Here is a 20,271-nt window from a genome sequence, read left to right as displayed (position 1 = left end):
TGGCACGCTGTTGAGTTCTCAAGGAACGGACGCTTCCTTTGGTGCCGTCACCGGCGCCCTCCGGGCTTCCCTTCGTGTTTCCGACTCTATCAGACGCTTTCGTGTCCGATTCCCAGTCAGCGGGAGTACCTCAGATCCTGCATTGTGTTGCTTCAGCGTTTCTGCCTTTCGGCTTTCCCGCTGCACCCGACTTTAGCAGAAGCTTTCCGCCGGATTTCCCGCTCCCGTTTCGAGGACATGCGGAAACCCAGTCTGAGAATTCACTCGGATTGGATTTGCGATGTCTTCGTCGCGAGGAACGAAGAAGCAAGGAGACTCTATCGAGCCGCCTCGAACATGTCTAGTTCGTGACAACCGTTCGAGTCTACCTACCCTGAGCACCCGTGTCAACGGGTACCTGGGGCGAAGAGGAGACTAACAGGTCAGGGACGCCGAGTGCACATCCGGGTGACCGGGGTGCTCAGGCGGCCGTCGGGAGGGTCGCGCTCCGGTCCGCGGCCTCCAGGTCGCCGGTCTCGCCGCTGAGGGCCGCACGCCGCCCCACCCCGTAGATGTAGGCCAGAAACAGCAGCTCAGCGACGATCCCGATGGTGATGCGGGCCCAGGTCGGAAGGCCGGACGGGGTGACGAAGCCTTCGATGGCTCCCGAGACGAAGAGGACGACGGCCAGACCGATCGCCATACCGATCGCTGCGCGCCCCTCTTCGGCCAGTGCGGTTCTGCGGGAGCGGGGGCCGGGGTCGATCACGGTCCAGCCCAGCCGCAGGCCGGTGCCGGCGGCGATGAACACGGCGGTGAGCTCCAGGAGGCCGTGCGGGAGGATCAGGCCCAGGAAGGTGTCGAGGCGTCCTGCCGAGCCCATGAGGCCGATACCGATGCCGAGGTTGAGCACGTTCTCCCACAGCACCCAGAGCACGGGCAGCCCCAGGAAGACGCCGAAGACCAGGCACATCGCAGCGGCCTGGGCGTTGTTCGTCCAGACCTGGGCGGCGAAGGACGCCGCGGGGTGGCTGGAGTAGTACGTCTCGTACTGGCCGCCGGGCCGGGTCATCGAGCGGAGCGCCTCTGGGGCGCCGATCGCCGACTGCACTTCCGGATGGGAGGCGATCCACCAGCCGACGACCGCGGCGACCGCCGTCGACAGCAGTGCGGTGGGCACCCACCAGTGGCGTGCCCGGTAGACGGCGGCGGGGAAGACGCTGCCGAAGAAGCGGGCGACGTCGCGCCAGCTCGCCGTACGGGCGCCCGCGACCGCGCTGCGGGCCCGGGCGACCAGGGTGGTCAGCCGGCCGATCAGCACCGGGTCCGGGGCGCTGGACTGGACGAGGGACAGATGCGTCGCCGTGCGCTGGTACAGGCTGACGAGTTCATCGGCCTCGTCGCCGGTGAGCCGGCGACGGCGTCCCAGCAGCGCGTCGAGCCGGTCCCACTCGTGCCGGTGGGCGGCGGCGAAGACGTCTAGGTCCATGGGCTGCTGCTCCTGGCGGAAGAGGGCCGGACGGTGCGGGGACGGGGTGGGGCCCGGACTGTGGGAAGCCCAAGCTTGGCAGACCGGGCAGACTGTTCGGGCAAGGGTTCGGACGGCGTGGAGGAGGGGTTCGCGCGTGAGTGGACTGGTGACGGGCGAAGCAGTCGCGCTGGGGATGGACCCGGCCAAGCTGCCGAGCCGAGCGCTCGCGACAACGATCGACCTCGTCGTCTACTGGACGGCCTTCGTCGGGCTCATGTTCATCCTCGCCGCGGCGACCTCGTCCCTCGACGACGCCGCGGTCGCGGCGGTGTCGATCGGCGCGATGCTGCTCTTCCTGGTCGGCATACCGATAGCCGTCGAGACCCTCACCCGAGGACGGTCGCTGGGCAAGTTGGCCTGCGGTCTGCGGGTGGTGCGGGACGACGGCGGGCCGATCCGCTTCCGGCACGCGCTGGTGCGCGGGGCCGTGGGCGTCGTCGAGATCCAGCTGTCGTTGGGCGTCATCGCGTGCATCGCGTCCCTGGTGTCGGTGCGCGGGCGCCGGCTGGGGGACGTCTTCGGCGGGACCCTGGTCGTACGGGAACGCGTTCCCGTGCAGCACTCGCAGCTGATGCCGCCCGCCCCGCCGTGGCTCGCCGGGCAGCTCGCCGGGGTGGACCTCTCGGGTGTGCCGGAAGGGCTGTGGCTCGCCGTACGGCAGTACCTCTCACGGATGCGGCAGCTGGATCCGCAGGTCAGCTGGTCGATGGCGGAGCGGTTGGCGACGGATGTCGCCGCGTGCACGGGGGCGCGGGTGCCGCAGGGGACGCCGCCGGTGGCCTTCCTCGCCGCGGTGGTGGCGGAACGGCAGTCACGCGACGCCCAGCGGATGTTCGGCGCGGGGCAGCCTCCGGCCGGTGCATTCGGTGGCGCGCAGCCGCCCGTCATGCAGCCGGCCGTCATGCCCGCGCCCGTCATGCAGTCGCCCGTCATGCCACCTGTACTGGCTGTCCCGACCGGGCCGGCCATGGCCAAGGATGCGGTCGGCACGCCCGCCGCCCCGGAGCCGCCGCGTACCGGTTTCGCTCCCCCGGCGTAGCCCTCGACACAGCCCTCGACGCAGACCGGGACGGGCGCCGCACCATCGGTGTCAGGCGAACGTCGACGGGGGTGATTCGAGCTCTTCGAGTTCGATGCCCGGGGCGGAGAGGACGACGTCGCCCGCGATGTGGATGTGCCGCTGTTCGCCGGTGTCTAGCTCGGTGACCTGATACTCGTCCACCGGCAGCGGGCCGCTGTCAGTGGCGTGTGTCGTCCTGTTGATCAGGGCCCAGGACTGGTCGAGGGTGCGGGGCGCGAGCACGGGGGGTGCGAAGGCGACGAGGCGTACGCGGGTGGCGGGGGCGCCCGGTTCGAGGCGCAGCAGCCGTGCGGTGGCGATCAGAAAAGCGGGCGAGGCGCCGGTGAAGGCATGGGCGGGGACGTTGCCCTCCTGTGCCTGACTGCCCGTGGGGTCGGTACGGACCCAGGTGACGCCGTCGATGGCCGCGCCGCGGACCTGCCAGCTGGACGCGTTCAGTTCGAGACGGATGGGGCGGCCGAGATCGTCGACGGTGAGGTCGACGGAGCCGGAGTGGTCGCCCGAGGGGGCGGTGAGCTGGGAGACATAGCGCCAGCCGGAGGGGCCGGTGGCGCAGTGGAAGTGTTCGGCGCCCAGGGGGGTGTGGTCATGCGTGTCGTGGAACGAGTAACGGCCTCTGGGCATGGTGGGGACCTCTTACGGCGAAGCCCCCGCCGCGGAGAACGGCGGGGGCGACGCTCGTGACGCTCAGTGGATCAACAGCAGGTGGCTCAGTAGCGGTAGTGGTCCGCCTTGTAGGGGCCCTCGACCGGGACGCCGATGTAGGCGGCCTGCTCCGGGCGGAGCGTGGTCAGCCGGACGCCGAGGGCGTCCAGGTGCAGACGGGCGACCTTCTCGTCCAGGTGCTTGGGGAGCACGTAGACGCCGGTGGGGTACTCGCTCTGCTTGGTGAACAGCTCGATCTGGGCCAGCGTCTGGTCCGCGAAGGAGTTGGACATCACGAACGAGGGGTGACCGGTGGCGTTGCCGAGGTTCAGCAGACGGCCCTCGGACAGCACGATCAGGACCTTGCCGTCGGTGAACTTCCAGGTGTGGACCTGCGGCTTGACCTCGTCCTTGACGATGCCCGGGATCTTGGCCAGGCCGGCCATGTCGATCTCGTTGTCGAAGTGGCCGATGTTGCCGACGATGGCCTGGTGCTTCATCTTGGCCATGTCGGCGGCCATGATGATGTCCTTGTTGCCGGTCGTGGTGATGAAGATGTCGGCGATCTCGACGACGTCATCGAGGGTGGCGACCTGGTAGCCGTCCATCGCCGCCTGCAGTGCGCAGATCGGGTCGATCTCGGTGATCACCACGCGGGCGCCCTGGCCGCGCAGCGACTCCGCACAGCCCTTGCCCACGTCGCCGTAACCGAGAACGACGGCGACCTTGCCACCGATCAGGACGTCGGTGGCACGGTTGATGCCGTCGATCAGCGAGTGGCGGCAGCCGTACTTGTTGTCGAACTTCGACTTGGTGACCGCGTCATTGACGTTGATGGCCGGGAAGAGCAGCGAGCCCTCCTGCATCATCTCGTACAGACGGTGAACACCGGTGGTGGTCTCCTCCGTGACGCCGCGGATCTCCGACGACAGCTGCGTCCACTTCTGGGGGCTCTCGGAGAGGGTGCGGTTCAGCACGCGCAGGATGTAGCCGTACTCCTCGCTGTCCGCGGTGGACGGGTCCGGAGCCGCGCCGGCCTTCTCGAACTCAACGCCCTTGTGGACCAGGAGCGTGGCGTCGCCGCCGTCGTCCAGGATCATGTTCGGGCCACCGGTGGGGGTGTTCGGCCAGGTCAGCGCCTGCTCCGTGCACCACCAGTACTCCTCCAGGCTCTCGCCCTTCCAGGCGAAGACCGGCACACCCTGCGGGTTCTCAGGAGTGCCGTTCGGGCCGACCGCGATGGCGGCGGCCGCGTGGTCCTGGGTCGAGAAGATGTTGCAGGACGCCCAGCGGACCTCGGCGCCCAGGGCGACCAGGGTCTCGATGAGAACGGCGGTCTGGATCGTCATGTGCAGCGAGCCGGTGATGCGGGCGCCGGCCAGCGGCTGCGCCTCGGCGTACTCGGCACGGATCGACATCAGGCCGGGCATCTCGTGCTCGGCCAGCGTGATCTCCTTGCGGCCGTAAGCGGCCTGGGAGATGTCGGCGACCTTGAAGTCAGTGGCGATGGTGGTCATACGGGCTGCTCCTCGCTGAATGCGTCGAGGTGGACGGGGAATTGACGCAGCCGCAGGCCGACGAGACAGCGCCCTTGAGCGGACACACCCGTCCCCTTGCAGCAGCGCATTCCGTCGGAGGCCCTCTCTCCCTCGGACGGCAACCACTTCCGCGGTGCCGCCCGACCGCCATCAGCAGCGACGTCTGGCTACAGACGAACCTACACCGGACGGCCCCGCGATCCCCACCCCGCACCGGTTTCGGCCAGTGGTCCGGGGCGGGAAGAACAGGCCAACAGGAGGGTGCATAAGGGACCAATGCCACTTCTGCCGGGCCTCCTGAATGTTGCAGGATTCGATCGTGGCAGGAACACTCTTGCGGACTCGCGCCCGTTTGCGCCCATACGGCTGAAGGAGACGATCACGTGACCAGTCCGGCCGACCCCCGCGATGGAGCGGGGACCACGACGCAGCGGCTGAAGCTGCTCGCGGTGACCGCATGCCCCACGGGCATCGCGCACACCTACATGGCCGCGGAGAAGCTGGCCCAGGCCGCCGAGGCGCTCGGCATCGACATGAAAGTGGAGACGCAAGGGTCCATCGGCACTGAGAACGCATTGTCTGACAACGATGTCATAGCTGCCGACGGGATCATCGTCGCTGCCGACAAGGACGTCGATCTGAGCCGGTTCGCCGGCAAGAGGGTGCTCTCCGTCGGGGTCGCCGAGGGCATCAGCCACCCGGAGCGGCTGATCGAGCAGGTACGCAGCGCCCCGGTGCACGGCGGCGGAGGCGGCGGAGGCGACAGCGTCGAATCACGCGCCAGCGGCGGAAGCGGCGGCGGGGGCAAGCAGCGCAGCGTCGGCTACAAGGCGCTGATGAACGGCGTCTCGTACATGATTCCGTTCGTGGTGGTCGGCGGGCTGCTGATCGCCGTCTCGCTGGCGCTCGGTGGGCACACCAACCCCGAGGGCGGCCTGGTCATCCCGGACGGGACGTTCTGGAAGCACATCAACGACATTGGCGTTGCCGGATTCGGATTGATGATTCCGATCCTGTCCGGGTACATCGCCTACGCGATCGGGGACCGGCCGGCCCTCGTGCCCGGGATGATCGGCGGATGGATAGCCGCCCACGGTGAGCTCTACGACTCCAAGGCGGGCGCCGGCTTCATCGGGGCGATCGCCACCGGATTCCTGGCCGGCTATCTGGTGCTGTGGATCAAGAAGGTCCAGGTCCCGAAGTTCGTCCAGCCCATCATGCCGATCATCGTGATCCCCATCGTCGCGACGACCTCGCTGGGACTGTTCTTCATCTACGTCATCGGGAAACCGATCTCGTGGGTCTTCGAGCACCTCACCAACTTCCTCAGCGGGATGACCGGTTCGAGCGCCATTCTGCTCGGCGCCATCCTCGGGCTGATGATCGCGTTCGACATGGGCGGTCCCGTCAACAAGACCGCGTTCCTCTTCGGCGCCGGCCTGATCGGTTCGGGCAACCTGACCGTCATGGGCATGTGCGCGGCCGCCATCCCCGTCATGCCGCTGGGCCAGGGCCTGGCCACGGTGCTGCGCCGCAAGCTCTACTCCGAGCAGGAGCGGGAGACCGGGATGGCCGCCCTGTTCATGGGCTGCTTCGGTATCTCGGAAGGCGCGATCCCGTTCGCCGCGGCACGGCCCGCGCAGGTCATCCCGGCGAACATGCTCGGTGGCGCGGTGGCCGGTGCCGTCGCGGGCATGGCGTCGGTGAAGGACTCGGTGCCGCACGGCGGCCCCATCGTCGCTGTCCTCGGAGCGATCGGCGGCGTGCCGATGTTCTTCCTGGCCGTCGCGATCGGCACTGTGGTCACGGCGTTCACCACCAACGCGCTGATCGACATCAAGGAGCGGCGGGCCGACGGCGCACCGACGTCCCTGGTGCCGCAGCCGGTGCTCGAACCGGTGCTTGCCGGTGTCGGTGCCGTCGGTGCCGTCGGTGCCGTCGGTACGTCGACCGTCATCGCCCAGGCACCCGCACGTACGGCCCCCGCACCCGCGGTCCCAGCGGTGCTGTCCGGCTATCTCACCGAGCAGACCGTCAAGGAGCAGCTCGACGCCTCCGACAAGGAGTCCGCGATCCGCGAGATGGCGGAGCTGCTGGCGACCACCGGGAAGGTCGCGGATGTCGACGCCCTGGTGGCCGTGGCGCTGGCGCGTGAGGCGCAGGGCACCACGGGTCTCGGCGAGGAGATCGCCATCCCGCACGCCAAGACGGACGCGGTGACGTCTCCGTTGGTGGGCTTCGCGCGGTCGGCCGACGGCATCGACTGGGGTTCGCTGGACGGTACGAAGGCCAAGCTCGTCTTCATGATCTCCGTGCCGGAGGCGGCGGCCGGTGACGAGCATCTGCGGATCCTCGCGCAGCTGTCGCGCAAGCTGATGGACACCGGCTTCCGGGACCGGCTGCAGAAGGCCCAGGACCGGGACGGCATCCTCCAGGTGCTGGCCGAGATCGAGTAGACCTGACAGCGGCACCGTCATCACAAGGGAAGGGCCCCGCACCGATCGGTGCGGGGCCCTTCCCTTCGTTCTCCGCGACCTCAGTTGGGGTGCGGGTCGCCGCCCGGAGTCTGGGTCGGGTCGGGGCCGGCCGCCGCGGCGGCCTCACTGTAGATGTCCGGTTCGAGGTAGATGACCCGGGCGATCGGCACGGCCTCGCGGATACGGACCTCGGCGGCGTCGATCGCGCGGGCGACCTCGGCGGCGGTGTCGTCGTGCTGGACGGCGATCTTCGCGGCGACCAGCAACTCCTCGGGGCCGAGGTGGAGGGTGCGCATGTGGATGACACCGGTGACGGTGTCCCCGTCGACGATGGCCTCGCGGATCATGGCGACCGATTCGGCGCCGGCGCCCTCACCGAGGAGCAGCGACTTGGTCTCGGCGGCGAGCACGAGGGCGATCACGATGAGCAGGATGCCGATGCAGAGGGTGCCGATGCCGTCCCAGACGCCGTCGCCGGTGGCCAGCGCGATGCAGACACCGCAGAGGGCGAGGACGAGGCCGACGAGCGCGCCGAAGTCCTCCAGCAGGACGACGGGCAGTTCGGGGGCCTTGGCGCGGCGGATGAAGTCGGTCCAGGAGAGCTTGCCGCGGGTCTGGTTGGACTCCACGATCGCGGTGCGGAAGGAGAACCCCTCCGCGATGATCGCGAAGACCAGAACGCCGATCGGCCAGTACCAGTGCTCGATCGCGTGCGGGTGCTTGATCTTCTCGTAGCCCTCGTAGAGCGCGAACATGCCACCGACGCTGAACAGCACGATCGACACCAGGAAGGCGTAGATGTAGCGCTCGCGGCCGTAGCCGAACGGGTGCTCGTCGCTCGCCTCGCGCTTGGCCTTCTTGCCTCCGACGAGGAGCAGCGCCTGGTTGCCCGAGTCGGCGAGGGAGTGCACGCCTTCGGCGAGCATGGACGACGATCCGCTGAACGCGAATGCCACGAACTTCGCCACGGCGATGGCGAGGTTGGCGCTCAATGCGGCGACGATCGCCTTGGTTCCGCCTGACGCGCTCATAGGTGTTGGTTCGTCCCTTCGGTCCTTCGGCCCGGCCCCCGGCCACTGGCCGGTCATTCTTGCAGGCCGTCCCGCGGACGGCGCGTCAGGCCACCACTGTGGCGCGGAAGACGGTCCCGCCGGTGGTGCTCCCGGTGGTGCTTCCGGTGGTGCTGCCGGTCCCGCCCGCGCACGTCAGCTCCACACGTTCGCCCGCCGGGACGAAGGCGGACTCGCCGCGGACCAGTGTCAGCTCGCCGTTCGGGGAGCGCAGCCGCACCGCGCCGTCGGTGCAGAGCAGGATCTGCGGGGTGCGGGCGTCGGGGGTGCGGGCCTCGCCGCCGGGGGCGAGTACGTAGCGCGAGAGCCGGAACTCGTCGATGGGTGTCTCGTAGACCTCCTCGCCGTTCGGCGAGACCTCGGGGCGCATGACGCCCGGGTCGGTGGCCTCGAAGCGGACCACGCGGAGCAGCTCCGGCACGTCCACGTGCTTGGGGGTGAGGCCGCAGCGCAGCACGTTGTCGGAGTTGGCCATGATCTCGACGCCGAGGCCGTCGAGGTAGGCGTGCGGGACGCCGGCGCCGAGGTAGAGGGCTTCGCCGGGCTGCAGCGTCACATGGTTGAGGAGCAGGGCCGCGATGACGCCCGGGTCTCCGGGGAAGCTGTGGGCCGTGGTGGCGCAGGCGGCGAAGTCGGCCGCGTGCGGGCCGTCCTGTGCGGCGAGCCGGGTGGCGGCCTGGGCGGCGGCGTCGACCGTTTCGGCCATCGCCTCGCGGTCGGCGGTCAGTACGGCGGCGAGGACCTCGCGCAGCGCGTCGGTCTCGGGCCGGGCGCGCAGGATGTCCGCGTACGGCTTGAGCGAGTCCACGCCGAGGGCTTCGAGCAGCTCGGCTGCCTCGGCGGGGTGGCGGAAACCGCAGAGCCCGTCGAAGGGAGTGAGCGCGACGATGGCCTCGGGCTTGTGGTTGGCGTCCTTGTAGTTGCGGTGCGGGGCGTCGACGGGGATCCCGCGCGCCTCCTCGTCCGCGAAGCCCGCCCGCGCCTGGGCCAGGTCGGGGTGGACCTGGAGCGACAGGGGCGCACCGGCTGCGAGGATCTTGAACAGGAAGGGCAGCCGGGGGCCGAAGCGCGACAACGCCGGCTCGCCGAGTTCCGCGAGCGGATCGGCGTCGATCGCCTCGTTGAGCGGGACCGGTCCCGCGCCCCGGTCGATCCGCGAGGGCGCGCCCGGGTGGGCCCCCATCCACAGTTCGGCCTGCGGCTCACCGGTGGGGGCGGTGCCGAGCAGCTCGGGGATGGCTGTCGTGGAGCCCCAGGCATAAGGGCGCACGGTGTTGGTCAGACGGTCCATGGCGTCATGATCTCTCGGCAGAGGCGACGGCGAGGTAAACCGCGGCGAAATCTGTGAGGGCGAGCAGCTCGGCGGCGGTCTCCAGCGCGCCGCCCTCGGCCGCGGCGATGTCGCTGAGCGGGGTGTCGTGGGCGTAGGCCAGCTCGCGGGCGGCGGGCGCCGACACGGCCTGGTGTCCGGTGTCCTCCCGCAGCAGGACGACGCGCAGCCGCAGCGTGCCGTGGTCCTCGACGCGGTCGCGGAAGAAGTCGTCCGGGTCGGCCGCGGGCGAGAGGGCCCCGGCGAGCAGGGCGCCGTGGGCCGCCAGCGCCTCGGGCAGTTCCGCGGCGAGCGCGGGGCGGCCGGCCCTGGCAGCGAGGACGGTCGCGAAGCGGCGGGCGGCCGTGGCGGCGGCCGGGCCCGTGCTCCAGAGCAGCGGCAGGGCGTCGGCCAGTTCCACGGCGAGCGTCTTGGCGGGGTTGTTGTACGTCGCGATGGCCGGTCCGCAGCGTGCGGCGACCTCGTCGAGCCGGTCGGCCACGGCCTGCACCGCGGTCGGCGGGGCGCTGAAGAGCCCGATGCGGTCGGCGAGCGTCAGCAGCGGGGTGAGGAGTGCCCACAGCGCGCTGGGGTCCTCGGCGGGGGCGCCGGACGGTCCCGTGGGGAGCGGGGACGCGGGCCCGGCGAAGGGGATCGTCATGCCGTGCGCCTGTTCCAGCGCCTCGGCGAGGGGCGAGGTGGCGGGTGCCACGGCGGCGACGGTGCAGCCACGCCGGTAGGCCTGCTCGACGAGGCCGACGAGGCCGGCCTCCCGGCCGCTTGTGGTGGTGAGCAGCACCAGGTCGAGCGGGCCGGTCCAGCCCGGGAGGGTCCACCGCAGTTCGTACGGGGTCGGTCCGGCCGGCCGGAGCGGTATGACGGGGCAGCTGCCGGCGCCGAGCGCGTCGAGCACATCGGCGACGGCGGCGGCTTCCGGCCCGGAGCCGGCGACCAGCACGGCGCGCGGCCGGCCGTCCGGGCGCAGGTCCTGGACGCCCGCCTCCGCCGTGAGCCGCGCGGCGGTCCGCACTCGGGCGCCGGCGGCCGCGGCACCGAGCAGCAGCCCGCCGGTGTCGGCGCGGGCGAGGGCGTCGGGGTCGTCAAGCAGCGACTCGTCGAGCATCGGGACCTCCCGGTCCTGGTCCGTCACCCCGGGCGCGGACGGCCCGGGAGGTCACGGGTCCCCGTACCGGGGCCCGGTCGGGCCGTGTCAGGCCGGGCGGCGGGCCTCGTCGACGAGCAGGACGGGAATCTCGTCGCGTACCGGGTAGGCGAGGCCGCAGCTGTCGGAGGTGCACACGAGCTCGTTCGCTTCGGTGTCCTCCCGGAGCGGGGCGTGGCACGCCGGGCAGGCGAGGATCTCCAGGAGGCTGGCTTCGACGAGCGACATGGTGGCAAGTCCTTCGGACGGCGTTGTTCGGACGGCGGTATTTCGGACGGCTGTGATTCGGACGGTGATGTGACCGCGATGTGACGGTGACGTACGGACTGCTGTGCACGGGCTGCGGTATCCCGCGTGATCAGCCTAACGCCGGGGTGGGGCCGAGTCTCCGGGGTGCGGCCGAGTGGCCGGGGTGGAGCCGACTGGCCGGGGTGCGGCCGAGTGGCCGCGGTCGAGTCTCGGGTGCGGCCGGGTCAGGCGCGGATGATGGCGAGGGCTTCGTCTCGGACGCGGGCGACGGTGGCCGCGTCGCGGGCCTCGACGTTGAGGCGGAGCAGCGGCTCGGTGTTGGAGGCGCGGAGGTTGAACCACCAGTCGGCCGTGGTGATCGTGAGGCCGTCGAGCTCGTCGAGGGTGACGTCCGGCCGGCTCTCGTACGCGCCGCGGACCGCGGCCACCCGGCCCGCCTGGTCGGCGACGGTGCTGTTGATCTCGCCGGAGGCGGCGTAGCGGTCGTACTCGGCGACCAGCTCGGAGAGCGTCCCGTCCTGGGCGCCGAGCGCAGCCAGCACGTGCAGCGCGGCGAGCATGCCGGTGTCGGCGTTCCAGAACTCGCGGAAGTAGTAGTGCGCGGAGTGCTCGCCGCCGAAGACGGCCCCGGTGCGTGCCATCTCCTGCTTGATGAAGGAGTGCCCGACGCGGGTGCGGACCGCCTTGCCGCCGTGCTCCTTGACGACCTCGGGCACCGACCAGGAGGTGATCAGGTTGTGGATGATCGTGCCGCCGGGGTGCTTGGCCAGCTCGCGGGCGGCGACCAGGGCGGTGATCGCCGAGGGCGACACCGGCTCGCCGCGCTCGTCGACCGCGAAGCAGCGGTCGGCGTCGCCGTCGAAGGCCAGACCCAGATCGGCGCCGGTCTCCAGGACCTTGGCCTGCAGGTCGACCAGGTTCTTCGGGTCGAGCGGGTTGGCCTCGTGGTTGGGGAACGTCCCGTCCAGCTCGAAGTAGAGCGGCACCAGCTCCAGCGGCAGCCCGGCGAAGACGGTGGGAACGGTGTGACCGCCCATCCCGTTGCCCGCGTCGACCACGACCTTCAGACGGCGGATCGCGCCCAGATCGACCAGGCCCCGCAGATAGCCGGCGTAGTCGGCCAGCACGTCCCGCTGGGTGATCACCCCGGCGGTGGCGACGGGCTCCGGCGCGCCCTTCTCGCTCCACTGCTCGGCCAGCGCCCGGATGTCGGCCAGGCCGGTGTCCTGGCCCACGGGGGCCGCGCCCCTGCGGCACATCTTGATGCCGTTGTACTGCGCGGGGTTGTGGCTCGCGGTGAACATCGCGCCGGGCAGGTCCAGTTGGCCGCTGGCGAAGTACAGCTCGTCCGTCGAGCAGAGCCCGATCTCGGTGACGGAGGCGCCGCGGGCGGCCGCACCGCGCGCGAAGGCGCGGGACAGTCCGGGCGAGGAGGGGCGCATGTCATGGCCGACGACGATCGCCTCGGCCGCGGTCACTGTCACGAACGCGGCGCCGAAGAGCTCGGCGAGCGGTTCGTCCCACTGGTCCGGGACCACGCCGCGAATGTCGTAGGCCTTGACGATCTGCGACAAGTCGGACACAGCACACCCCTGTTGAACAGCGCCGGACGACGGCGCGCGGAAAACTCCCGCTCAACCTACCCCGGCGGGGTGATCGGTCCGGTCAGGACTCCGGCGAGCGCAGCACCCTCAGGTGGCCCCGGCGGGCAACCTCTCTGGGGTCCGCCTCCCGGCCACGGGAGGCGTTCGCGGGGCGCTCCGGCGGGCGGGCGGCCTCGCGCACGGCGTTGGCGAGCGCTTCGAGGTCGTCACCGCTGGGGAGGACGGGGCCGCTGTCGACGGCGAGCCGGACCACATCCCAGCCGCGCGGGGCGGTGAGGCGCTCGGAGTGCTCGTGGCAGAGGTCGTAGCAGTGCGGCTCGGCGTAGGTCGCGAGCGGGCCGAGTACGGCGGTCGAGTCCGCATAGACGTACGTCAGCGTCGCCACGGCGGGTCGGCCGCAAGCGGTCCGCGAACAGCGACGTACAGGGCTCACGACGTTGGACGCTACCGCACTCTTGAGCGGGCCGCGACGACTCTCCGCGACCTCACCCTGTCGTGTCGTCCCGGTTCGCCGGGAACGCCTGATAACCGCGATCGTGGGCTGACCTGCGGGGAGGCGCGGGCGGAACGGTTTCTTCTCGGTGATCCGGCCCGTCCGCCGACGATCATGAGGGTGAACCGGCGGGGATTCCCGGACCGGCCGCCCAGCCGGTGGACACTTTCGGACCACGTGTCATGCGGCGTCCCGCAACTGTCGTGGCGGATGGCGCGCCACCCTGCGTCCGCGGTGTACCGCGGCCCTGGGAGGACTAGGCTCAAAGGCGATGGACAGCCCCGTACCTCCCTCTCCAGACCCCCGTCCGCGTCGCCGCGACCGCCATGGCCGCGGGATGCGCGGACCCATCGCGCCCCCGCAGGTGCCGCTCGCGCTCACGCGCGCGGACGCCTTCGACGATCTCGTACGGGACGCCGCCGACCGCCTGGAAAGGCGCTGGCCGCAGCTGGCCGACGTCGAGTTCGCCGTGCAGGAGGTGCCGCTCGTCTCCGACGCGGGGAAACCGGCGACGCCGGACGACTCCGCCGACGGCAGCGTGCCGCTGGGCCGGCTGATCAGCGGCCGCAAGGACGCACCCAACCGCATCGTGGTCTACCGGCGCCCGGTGGAGATCCGGGCCAAGAGCCACGACGAGCGGGCGATGCTCGTGCACGAGGTCGTCGTCGAGCAGGTGGCCGAGCTGCTGGGGCTCTCCCCGGAGAACGTGGACCCCAAGTACGGGCAGGAGTAGGCCCGGCCGGGCCTACTCCCGGTCGTCAGTCGTCAGTCGTCAGTCGTCGAGGATCGTCAGGTCCGGCTGGACCTTCGGGACCACGACGGTGCCCCGGTCGTCCGGCATCGGCTGAATGGTGAACATGGGGATGCCGTTGAGGGGCAGCGACAGCATGCGCGAGGCGTAGACCGGGCCGCCGGAGACCGGCTCGACGGTCACCGCGAAGGCGCCCTTGCCCGACGAGGGCGCGGGCGGCTCGATCGCCAGCGTGGTCCCGGCCTTGATGGTGACGTTCTTGCTGACCGGCGCTCCGCCGTCGGTGGCCGCCGAGGTGGTGACCTTCACGATCGCCTCCTTGCCCGGTGCGACCAGGGACAGCGTCGACGCCTTGATCCGGTTGTCGGCGACGGTGGCCCGCTCGTCGATCTTCGCGGTGGCAGGCAGGAAGGCCATCTCCTGCTTGGCGCCGGTGCCCCGGGTGATCCGCAGAGCGGCGACGATCGGCACGGGCGTATGGGCGTCGCTCGCGGCCAGCAGCAGGGATCCGGCTTCGCCCTTGGTGACGTCCCCGAGGTCGATCGTGCTCGTCATGCCGCTCTTGACGTGCAGCGTCTCGTGTCCGGCCGGGGTGATGGAGCCGGTCGGCGAGGCGAGCCGCACCGTCAGGTCCGCGTCGTCCTGGCCGGGGGCGTACGCGACGAGTTGGACGGATGTCGCGTCGGTGGGGATGCCGGGGAAGACCAGGCTGGTGGCCGGATCTTCCGCGGCTGGCAGCCAGTCCGCGCCGAGCTTGCTGTCCGCGGCCTGGACGACCGCGCCGACCCGGCCGCTGCGGACGGTGACATGCACGGTCAGGTCCGGGACCTTCTCCGTGACGAGGGTGGAGAGCAGGATCGACGTGCTGCCCTGCGACGGGACGGAGACGCCGTCGCCGGTCGTGGCCTTCAGCACGCCGTCCTTGCCGAACAGTTCGATGTCGACGACGGCGTCCATGTCGTCGGGGTTCACCAGGTGCAGGAAGTCCTGGCGGTCGGCGGCGGTGCTCGCGGCCGGGAACCAGAACTCGCTGTCCGGGGCGACGCAGGACGTGCCCAGTACGGCACGGCCGGGGCCCACACCGATCACGGTGGTCTGCTGGACGCTCCAGCCGGGCGCCAGGCCGCCCTCGGCGGTGCCGATCAGCGCGGGGCTGTCGGCCTTGTCCACCTTGGCGGTGACGGGCGCACCCGGCTGGGTGAGCGGGGCGAGCGGCTTGGCCTTGGTGCTCGCGGCTCCGGTCGCGGGCACCAGCTGGGCGGTGCCCTGCTTGCCCGGCTGCGCGCCCTTGGGCGTGAACGAGGTGTACGTGGTGGACGCCAACTCGGAGGACGAGGGCGCCGGGCAGAGGAGCGCCGACCGCTGCACGGGCTGCCGGGCGGCGGAGCCGACGGGCGCCGCGGCCGGGTCGCCGGCGCCGGTGAGCACGGCCGCGCCGGTGAGCGCGGCGAGTGCTGCGGTCGCTCCCGCCAGGGAGAGGATGCTGCGGTTCACTGACTTTCACCTCGCGGTGTTGCCCGGGGCCGGCCGGTCGGCCTGGTCACGGCCGGCGTGACGTGCGTGACGTGGCTGATGTGGGGGACCCGGCGGGACGGGTTCTCGGTGCCGCCAGGTCCTGGTGCTCAGGGTTGGCGGTTGCCCCCGTCGCGGTGCTGGTCGCCGTCGGTGTAGTACCCGTTGCCGTCGTCGTCCTGCCGGTACGGGTCGTAGGCCGGCTGCGGCTGCCCGCCGTAGGTGTAGGGGTCGGCGTATCCGCCGTTGTTCTGGTCGTAGCCGCCGTTCTGGTTCTGCTGGTCGTAGCCGCTGTTCTGCTCGTCGTAGCCGCTGTTCTGCTGGTCGTAGCCGCTGTTCTGGTCGTAGCCGGCAGGGTCCGCGGGGGCGGCGTACTGGTACCCGTCCCACTGCTGACCGTACGGATCCTGTTGCGGGACGGCGGCGTACGGGTCGCCTCCCGGGTCGACCGGTGCGGCTGCCGCGTACGGGTCGTACTGGTCCGGGATCGCCGCGGCCGGGGATTCGGCCCGGCTCGGCGCGTCGGGCTCGGTTCCGTCGTCGGGGCCCACCTCGGCGGCGGCCTCGGCGGCCTCGGCGTCCGCGGCGGCCTGCAGGCGGCGGGCGCGCCGGCCCTCGCCGGACGCCTGCCCCGGGATCCCGGAGGCGGCCATGTCCGCGGCGACGGCGTCCTGCTCGGGCAGGTCGTCGTCGATCTGGCGGCGGCGGCCCGGCAAAGCCAGGACGACCACGACGAGCGCCAGGAAGCCCTGGATCCACAGCCAGCCGGTGTGGGTGACCGGGTCCTGGTAGGAGACGTCGAGCCGGCCGCCGTCCGTGGGCAGGACGAAGCCCTGCGCCCACTCGTCGACCTCGGTGGCCTTGAGCGGCCGGCCGTCGAGGGTGGCCTGCCAGCCCGGGGAGGCCGCGTCCGCGAGGCGCAGGACGCGTCCCTCGCCGCCGGCCGGGATCTTGGCGTGTGCCTCGACGCGCCATGCCGGGACGGGCACCGGCGGTGCGTCCTTGCTGACGATGGCGATCCGGGAGACGGGGGTGTCGACGCGCCACAGGGCGCTGCCGTCGGCCTGGCTGACGCGGGTCAGGCCCGGGGTGCTGTCGAGCACCCTGCCCATCTCGCGGGGGGCGCCGGGCTGGACGAGGACGTAGCGGACGGCGTAGCCGGTGAGGCGGGTCGCCTGGTCGGCGCCGGAGCCTGCCACGAGGTTGGCGACCGTGTCGTCCAGACGGCTGTCGCGGCCCGCCTCGGCGGCGAGCTCCGCGTCGCCCAGACGCGCGCCGGCGCCACGGACCAGGACGTACGAGACGCCGGTCGGCTTGCCGTCGAGCACCAAGGTGCGGGCCTGGTCGCTGCTGGTGCTCTCCTCCGCGACGAACGCGGGGACCTGCACCGGGTCATGCCGCTTGAGCGGCCCGTTGGCGCCGTCCTGTACCCAGGTGAAGGCGGCCAGCAGCGGAGCCGCGGCCGCGGCCAGGGCGATCAGCGCGGCGACGGGCTGCCGCCAGCCGAAGCCCATGGCGGCGATGCGGTCCTTGGCGCCCTCGGCGCCGATCGCCGCGGCCGACAGCAGCGCGAGCCCGTAGACGAGGGTGGCGGGACCCGCCCACGCCTCGCCGTTCTCCAGGATGGCGAAGAGCAGTCCGGCCAGCGCGACCGCCCAGGCGGTGAGGACCGCCAGCCGGCGCTCGGACCGCATCAGGGCGGCGAGCGCGGCGAGGACGAGGCCGATGAGCAGCAGGCCGCCGGAGCCGTTCGGTCCGCCAGGGCTGATCATCAGCAGGTCGACGCCAGTGGCGGCCTTGGTGCCGTACGGCATGCCGGCCTCGTGCAGGAAGCGCCCGGGATGCGTGAGCAGAGACAGCGACCAGGGCGCGAGAAGCACGACCGGGGTGACGATCAGGGCCGCGAAGCGCAGCAGGTGCGGGACGAGCAGCCGCTGCTGGCCGCGCACCACGCGCAGCACGAGCACGCCCGCGCAGAGCACCAGGGCGATCAGCCAGACCAGCGGGGTGAAGGCGGTCGTGAACGTCAGCATCAGGGCGAGCGCCCAGGTGGCGCGCCAGCTGGGCCGCGCGCCGCGCTCGATGGCGCCGTCCGTCAGCTGCAGTCCCGCGGTGGCGATCGCGGTGCGGGCCATGAGGGGCAGCAGGATGGTGAGGACCGCGGTGCCGAGCCGGCCGCCGGCCAGCGCGCCGGTGGCGGCGGGCAGGAACGCGTACGCGACGCTGGCCCAGGCGCGCAGCAGGCGGGACTCGACGAGGGGCCTGGACGCGAAGTACGCGGTGACGCCGGCCAGCGGGACGGAGGCGACCAGCAGCACCGTCAGGGTGAGCCCGGTGCTGCCAAACAGGATGGTCGAGAAGAGCGCCAGGACCGCGAGATAAGGCGGGGCGGGCTGGGTGCCACCGGTGCCCAGGGCATGCCAGGCGCCGCTGTACGAGGCCCAGAGGTCGGAGGCGCCAGGGGCGGCGGGCAGCAGCGCGCCGCCGGTCAGCGCGCCGGAGCCGAGCAGCGACCGGCAGGCGGCCAGCGAGACGACCAGCAGCACGGCGAAGAGCATCGGTCCCGGCTTGCGGGCGATGCGCTTGAGCCGGGCGAACTGCTCGACCTCGATGAACTCGCCGTCCTCGTCGCCGGGTCCCGACTCGATGCCGCCGCCGTGCCGGCCGGCGGCCGCGGCGGCGGCCTCGGAGCGTCCGGAGAAGTTGCTGACGACCTGGTCGACGGTGGCCCGGACGGTCGCGCCCGGCGGCGGGAAGAGCGGCCGCAGTTCGGACGGCGGGACGGCGCCCTGGCCGCGGCGGCGCCGCGCGCCGAACAGCCGGCCGGGGCGCAGCAGCACGCGCAGCAGCCCGAGGATCTCGTCGACGGCCTGCACCGGCACCTTGCCCACGAGGTAGGCGAGGGTGCGCAGCAGGGTGCCGAGGATGATCCGCAGCATCACGTAGGGCAGCAGCGGGCCGCGGGTGTTGGCCAGCAGCGTGTAGACGGCACCGGCCTTGTCGACCCGGTGGGGGTTGACGGCCGAGCGGCCGGCGCAGTCCACGGGGCGACGTTCGCGGGAGGCGGCCTCGGCATGGCGCATCACGGCGTCCGGGGCGACCAGGACGGTGTGGCCGGCGGCCTGGGCGCGCCAGCAGAAGTCGACGTCGTCGCGCATGAGCGGCACATGGCGGTCGAAGCCGCCGAGCTCGTCCCACACGTCCCGGCGGACCAGCATGCCGGCGCTGGACACCGACAGGACCTGGCGGATCTGGTCGTGCTGTCCCTGGTCCTGCTCGCGGCGTTCCAGTCCGGTCCAGCGGCGGCCGCTGCGGGCGATGCTGACCCCGACCTCCAGCAGCTGGCGGCCGTCGTACCAGCTGAGCAGCTTGGGGCCGACGATCGCCGCGGAGGGCGAGGAGTCGGCGGTGCGCAGCAGGGCGGCCAGGGCGCCGGGTTCGGGCTCGCAGTCGTCGTGCAGCAGCCAGAGCCACTCGACGGGCTCGCCGTGCGGGTGGTCGGGCTCGTCGTACGCGTCATCGTTCCAGCTGCGGCTGACGGGATCCCATCCGCTGGCGCGCTGGAGGTAGGGCAGCTGCTCGGCGGTGAGCCGGCCGGCGGCGCGGGCCGCCTCGTCCACGGCCGCACCGAAGCTGGTGCGGCGGGCGAGGTGGAGCACCCGCTGGGCACCGATGGATCCGGCGAGCAGTTGGGCGGAGTCGTCGGCGCTGCCGGTGTCGGCGGCGATGACGTCCTGGACGGGACGGTCCTGGGCAAGGAGGCCCGAGAGCGCGTTGGGCAGCCAGCGGGCACCGTCGTGCGCGACGAGCACGGCGGTGACGACATGGCGCGGCAACTCTGGGGCGGCCGGGAAAAAGGCCGACGCTTGGCTGTTCACGGACATCGAGGTTCGGGCCCCGGTTCGCTGGACTGCGGTGGACGCTGTGACCACTGGGGTGGACGGCGCGCCTCGGACGGGCCCCCACACTAACGGCTCACGCCCCCGGCCCTTCCCGGCGCCTGTGGATAACTCCCCGGCCGGGGACACAACTCCGGATCCGACACCGGTCGCAGCAACGGGCACGACACCGGCCCCGCACACAACAACGGCCCGCCTCCCGGCGGATGAGGCCGGGAGGCGGGCCGTGCGAAGCCTGTGGAGCGGGCAGGCGCTAGACCACGCCTTTCTTGAGCCGTCGTCGTTCGCGTTCCGACAGGCCGCCCCAGATACCGAAGCGTTCGTCGTTGGCGAGTGCGTAGTCGAGGCAGTCGGAGCGGACTTCGCAGGCGAGACAGACCTTTTTCGCCTCGCGAGTGGATCCGCCCTTTTCCGGGAAGAACGATTCGGGATCGGTCTGCGCACACAGCGCGCGCTCCTGCCACCCGAGTTCCTCGTCAGCCTCCTCGGCCAGCAGAAGCTGGAACTGCTCGGTCATGCGCGCCCCTCGTCTGTCTTTGCTTCCCCGTGATGTTGCCGTTACCGGTACGGCAGAACGACACGAGTGAAATTACAAGTGTGCCGATACGGGCCAGTCAAGCCGAGATCTGCTATTGGGTCCGTTATTCACTCCGCTGAACCAAGGGTTGGCAGAAAGTGTGGAAATCATCCCAAACGCCAGCATCTGTCAACCCTGCTCCAGCTGATCCACTGCCCACACCTCGTCAGACGCCGCAACCCTGGGTCGCGTTCCGCCTCGCGGGACGAAGCGTTGTGGATCACAATCCGGCCACAGGGGCGCGGCGACACCGAGAAGAACGACGCTCCCATGTGCGGTTGCTGCGCCACCTATCCGTACATCTCTCCGCACAAACCTTTCACCACCTTGCCCAACCGGTTCAGGTGAAACATTTGAGACATAACGGACAAGAGGTTGACAAGCCGTAGAAGAG

At 71.3% G+C, this 20,271-nt stretch carries 15 protein-coding genes; 3 read left to right on the top strand and 12 right to left on the bottom strand.

The window, feature by feature from the left end:
* Positions 1–460: 460 nt before the first annotated feature.
* Positions 461–1,468, bottom strand: coding sequence for a stage II sporulation protein M (locus tag AC07DC_RS39115; protein WP_478919564.1), 1,008 nt, complete (start codon positions 1,466–1,468; stop codon positions 461–463).
* Between the two features lie 136 nt (positions 1,469–1,604).
* Here AC07DC_RS39115 and AC07DC_RS39110 point away from each other — a divergent pair, with 136 nt between their 5' ends.
* A complete protein-coding gene (locus AC07DC_RS39110) occupies positions 1,605–2,549 on the top strand; it encodes an RDD family protein (protein WP_478919562.1) in 945 nt (314 codons plus the stop codon).
* A 51-nt stretch (positions 2,550–2,600) separates the two neighbouring features.
* Here the strand turns inward: AC07DC_RS39110 and AC07DC_RS39105 are convergent, their stop codons facing one another.
* Positions 2,601–3,215 carry a hypothetical protein gene (locus AC07DC_RS39105; RefSeq protein WP_478919560.1) on the bottom strand — a complete coding sequence of 205 codons (615 nt, stop codon included), beginning with the start codon at positions 3,213–3,215 and terminating at the stop codon, positions 2,601–2,603.
* 86 nt (positions 3,216–3,301) lie between these two features.
* Positions 3,302–4,753, bottom strand: a complete 1,452-nt coding sequence (ahcY, locus tag AC07DC_RS39100; protein ID WP_478919559.1) for an adenosylhomocysteinase — start codon at positions 4,751–4,753, stop codon at positions 3,302–3,304.
* A 404-nt stretch (positions 4,754–5,157) separates the two neighbouring features.
* Between ahcY and AC07DC_RS39095 the strand changes: the two genes are divergently transcribed.
* Complete coding sequence (locus AC07DC_RS39095; RefSeq protein ID WP_478919557.1) at positions 5,158–7,230, top strand: fructose-specific PTS transporter subunit EIIC; 2,073 nt, start codon at positions 5,158–5,160, stop codon at positions 7,228–7,230.
* An 80-nt stretch (positions 7,231–7,310) separates the two neighbouring features.
* Here the strand turns inward: AC07DC_RS39095 and AC07DC_RS39090 are convergent, their stop codons facing one another.
* The 6 genes from AC07DC_RS39090 to AC07DC_RS39065 form a co-directional block, all read right to left on the bottom strand.
* Positions 7,311–8,282, bottom strand: a complete 972-nt coding sequence (locus tag AC07DC_RS39090; protein ID WP_478919555.1) for a cation diffusion facilitator family transporter — start codon at positions 8,280–8,282, stop codon at positions 7,311–7,313.
* Positions 8,283–8,367: 85 nt separating this feature from the next.
* Complete coding sequence (manA, locus tag AC07DC_RS39085; RefSeq protein ID WP_478919554.1) at positions 8,368–9,612, bottom strand: mannose-6-phosphate isomerase, class I; 1,245 nt, start codon at positions 9,610–9,612, stop codon at positions 8,368–8,370.
* Positions 9,613–9,616: 4 nt separating this feature from the next.
* The gene (locus tag AC07DC_RS39080; protein ID WP_478919553.1) at positions 9,617–10,753 is read right to left on the bottom strand and encodes an SIS domain-containing protein; all 1,137 of its coding nucleotides are present in this window, start codon (positions 10,751–10,753) and stop codon (positions 9,617–9,619) included.
* 87 nt (positions 10,754–10,840) lie between these two features.
* Positions 10,841–11,020: a Trm112 family protein gene (locus AC07DC_RS39075; protein ID WP_478919552.1), complete on the bottom strand. Its 180-nt coding sequence runs from the start codon at positions 11,018–11,020 to the stop codon at positions 10,841–10,843.
* Between the two features lie 245 nt (positions 11,021–11,265).
* Entirely contained in the window at positions 11,266–12,624 is a 1,359-nt protein-coding gene (locus tag AC07DC_RS39070) for a phosphomannomutase/phosphoglucomutase (protein WP_478919551.1), read from the bottom strand.
* Between the two features lie 82 nt (positions 12,625–12,706).
* A complete protein-coding gene (locus tag AC07DC_RS39065) occupies positions 12,707–13,171 on the bottom strand; it encodes a DUF3499 domain-containing protein (RefSeq protein ID WP_478919570.1) in 465 nt (154 codons plus the stop codon).
* Positions 13,172–13,409: 238 nt separating this feature from the next.
* Between AC07DC_RS39065 and AC07DC_RS39060 the strand changes: the two genes are divergently transcribed.
* A complete protein-coding gene (locus AC07DC_RS39060) occupies positions 13,410–13,871 on the top strand; it encodes a metallopeptidase family protein (protein ID WP_478919549.1) in 462 nt (153 codons plus the stop codon).
* Positions 13,872–13,910: 39 nt separating this feature from the next.
* Here AC07DC_RS39060 and AC07DC_RS39055 read toward each other — a convergent pair whose 3' ends face one another.
* The 3 genes from AC07DC_RS39055 to AC07DC_RS39045 all read right to left on the bottom strand — a co-directional run bounded on the left by AC07DC_RS39055 (position 13,911) and on the right by AC07DC_RS39045 (position 19,817).
* On the bottom strand, positions 13,911–15,383 hold the full coding sequence (locus tag AC07DC_RS39055; RefSeq protein ID WP_478919548.1) for a DUF5719 family protein: 1,473 nt from the start codon (positions 15,381–15,383) through the stop codon (positions 13,911–13,913).
* A gap of 128 nt (positions 15,384–15,511) precedes the next feature.
* Positions 15,512–19,285 carry a glycosyltransferase gene (locus tag AC07DC_RS39050; protein WP_478919547.1) on the bottom strand — a complete coding sequence of 1,258 codons (3,774 nt, stop codon included), beginning with the start codon at positions 19,283–19,285 and terminating at the stop codon, positions 15,512–15,514.
* A gap of 268 nt (positions 19,286–19,553) precedes the next feature.
* On the bottom strand, positions 19,554–19,817 hold the full coding sequence (locus AC07DC_RS39045; RefSeq protein ID WP_093737255.1) for a WhiB family transcriptional regulator: 264 nt from the start codon (positions 19,815–19,817) through the stop codon (positions 19,554–19,556).
* Between the last annotated feature and the right edge of the window lie 454 nt (positions 19,818–20,271).

The organism is Streptomyces sp. NPDC045021 (assembly GCF_056432645.1).
The sequence above is the reverse complement of the archived record's forward strand: the minus strand, read 5'-3'. Positions and strand labels throughout refer to the sequence as shown.